The organism is Chamaesiphon polymorphus CCALA 037, from assembly GCF_003003845.1.
In the GTDB taxonomy this organism is placed as follows: domain Bacteria; phylum Cyanobacteriota; class Cyanobacteriia; order Cyanobacteriales; family Chamaesiphonaceae; genus Chamaesiphon; species Chamaesiphon polymorphus.
This window is the reverse complement of sequence record NZ_PVWO01000643.1, coordinates 1-2,743: the sequence shown is the minus strand read 5'-3', so window position 1 is coordinate 2,743 and position 2,743 is coordinate 1. Positions and strand designations below refer to the sequence as shown.

The following is a 2,743-nucleotide window of genomic DNA, read 5'->3' as shown; positions in this document are numbered from 1 at the left end:
ATCGACCGAATATGGCTTGATTGTAAAAATTTATTCATCTACGACTACTGTACTCCATATAACTGGAAAGTGCTGTAACGCACCAAAAACAATGACTAAGTAGTCAAACTAGCTTCGATCGCGTAGACTGGCACATGTAGAAAATAGTTACGTTTGAATTGTTCTTCTTCGATCGCGGCAAAGAATTCTCGGACGGTAATTAACGAATACAGATCTAGCTCGTTTCGTTCTTGCATTTGAGACAACGTAATCGTAACTAGATTAGTTTGGTTTTGAAGGGATACATCAAAACCAATTTCTACTAGCGCATCTAAACCCAGTCGAATCGCTCGATCGCTAAGATTGAGCCGCGAGCGCAATCGATATAAATTAATACTTTCGCCAGCCTGAAGTGCATATTTAGCCATCCCAATTAGCTGCTGAAGTATTTCGCTATTAGTTGCTAGATTGGTAGACTGATAATTGAGAGCTAACTTACTACTAGTCTGAATTGCTTGTTGACAATAGCATTGTAGCTCATCCCATTCACTAGGGCATTGCTTGACCCAGATAATTGGTTCGGAATCGATCGCTGCTGGCTCGATTGATTCTTGACGAAAATCGAGAATTTTTAGAGCAAACTGTCGATCGCTAAAATTCGGAGATTTATTATCGATCGCCGCCGGACGGACTTCGACTAGACGAATTTCAAATCTTTTCTCATAGGAGTTAAAATCTAATTCGACGAGCGCATCGCACTTTACACGCGGAATCTCATGCTCGTAATGTCCCCACCAAAGACCGGGGAAACCTTTAGAACTAGTAGCATCGACTAGCTCGAACTTTGTCCGAATATATTGAACGGTTTTACCTTTGAAGTCTTGAATATTTCTATTTTTAACATCCTTGAACTGACAATTTTTAATTAATAATTTAGGAGCTGGGTTGCCCATTCCATAAGGTTCTAGCAATAGTAGATCTTCAAATAGTTCTCGTCCATTCGACACTTGAAGATCGGCTACAGTAACAACTAGATCGGTGGCGATCGATGGCGGTGGAATCGTACCGAGTTTTGCCTGTAGCTGTTGGTTAATTGCCTCTGTAAATACCGGAATATTGTCTAAATTGATACTCATTCCCGCTGCGAAAGGATGTCCGCCAAAACTATTGAGTAAATGTGATTGAGAATTGACCAACTGATATAGGTCGATATTTTGAGTCGATCGCGCCGAACCTCTAGCAACTTTTGCTTTTTCTTTACTCGTATCGCCGTCACTATTCGTACTTAATAAAATTGTCGGCTTGCCATGTTCTTGCGCGACTTGTCCGGCAACTAACCCCAAAACTCCAGGCGACCAATTACTATCTACTAAAACAATTACGGAAGTAGTAGATAAATCTAAATCTAATAATTTACTCTGAACTTTGAGCGTCGTATTTTTTTGCAACTCCTTGCGGCGCGTATTTGCCAGTTCTGTTTCAGCGGCTAGCTCGTGACAACGATCGACATCTTGACTAGTTAATAACTCTACTCCAAAACTAGCATCGCCATGAATCCGACTAATCGCATTAATACGCGGTGCAATCCCAAACGAAATATCTGTCGGTCGATCGCCATTACGTTTGCATAATTGCAATAATTTATGTACTCCTGGACGAAAACCATCTATATCCGGCTGATTTTGCTGCGTCAATCGCTTGATTCCCTGCTGCGCCAGATAGCGACAATCGCCACTCAATTGCACTAAATCTGCAATTAAACCGATCGCGACTAGATCTAATAAATACTCGACTGGTTGCTTGGGAATATCCGGCAAAGTTAGATATAAAGCCTCGACTAATTTATACGCTACCGCCACCCCAGATAGATGAAATAATGGATGTTCGGACTCAAAATAACGCGGATTGATAATTGCCGTTACGGGCGGACGTTTTGCAGGTAAAGTATGATGATCGGTAACGATGACATCGACACCCAATTTAGTGGCATATTCAACTTCTTTAATATTCGTACTACCCGTATCGCAAGTGACGATCAGCGTAATTCCTTGCGCCGCCAATTTTTTAATCCCCGCCACATTCAACCCGTGGGATTCCTTCATGCGATCGGGGATATAATAACTAAGCCGTTCTCCCCGCGCGAAAAACTGCCCCAAGCCGTCCCAAAGTACGCTAGTCGCCGTCACCCCATCCGCATCAAAATCGCCCCAAATAGCGACCTTTTCGGCGTAGATGTAAGCTTTTTTCAATCGCTCTACCGCCGCCGTCATCTCGATCCCAAAGGCAAAGGGACTACTGGGTTGATATTTGTCACAATCCAAATATCCCGACAGCCGATCGATCTCTCTGATTCCCCGCTGCCATAATAATCTGGCGGCGTATTTACCACTTACTGTCGGTTTACACTTGCGAATTGCCGCGACAAATTCAGGAGGTATTTCTATTTGGGGTGGAAGTTGCCAGTCTAGGATCGAGTTTGCCATCTTTGATGCGTATTACTGCCGATCGAGCGTTCGTGTATTAATTGTGAAGTAAAATTGCCAAATAATTTATTTAATTTAAACAATATAATCGAACTAACAAAATTAATTATACCCAACTATGAATGTTAGAGGGTGTTTGAAAAGTTGGGGAGAGGTATGAAATTATGCTAAACGACGAACCACGATCCGGATCATTGCGATATAAATCCAAGCTTCCGAAGTTGCTGGTAAACCCTCACGATCTCGACTCAATCGCCGACACCAAGATAACCATCCAAAGG

Annotated in this window: 1 protein-coding gene and 1 pseudogene; both read right to left on the bottom strand. The window is 42.5% G+C overall.

Features of this window, described 5'->3' with window-relative positions:
- Window positions 1-95 precede the first annotated feature (95 nt).
- On the bottom strand, window positions 96-2,462 hold the full coding sequence (recJ, locus tag C7B77_RS27665) for a single-stranded-DNA-specific exonuclease RecJ (RefSeq protein ID WP_106312633.1): 2,367 nt from the start codon (window positions 2,460-2,462) through the stop codon (window positions 96-98).
- Window positions 2,463-2,624: 162 nt separating this feature from the next.
- A pseudogene (locus C7B77_RS31250) lies at window positions 2,625-2,743 on the bottom strand (IS5/IS1182 family transposase); the annotation flags it as partial.

What these genes read in the sequence shown, in the direction of transcription:
- recJ (WP_106312633.1), bottom strand. Translation starts at nt 2,462, where the DNA reads ATGGCAAACTCGATCCTAGACTGGCAACTTCCACCCCAAATAGAAATA.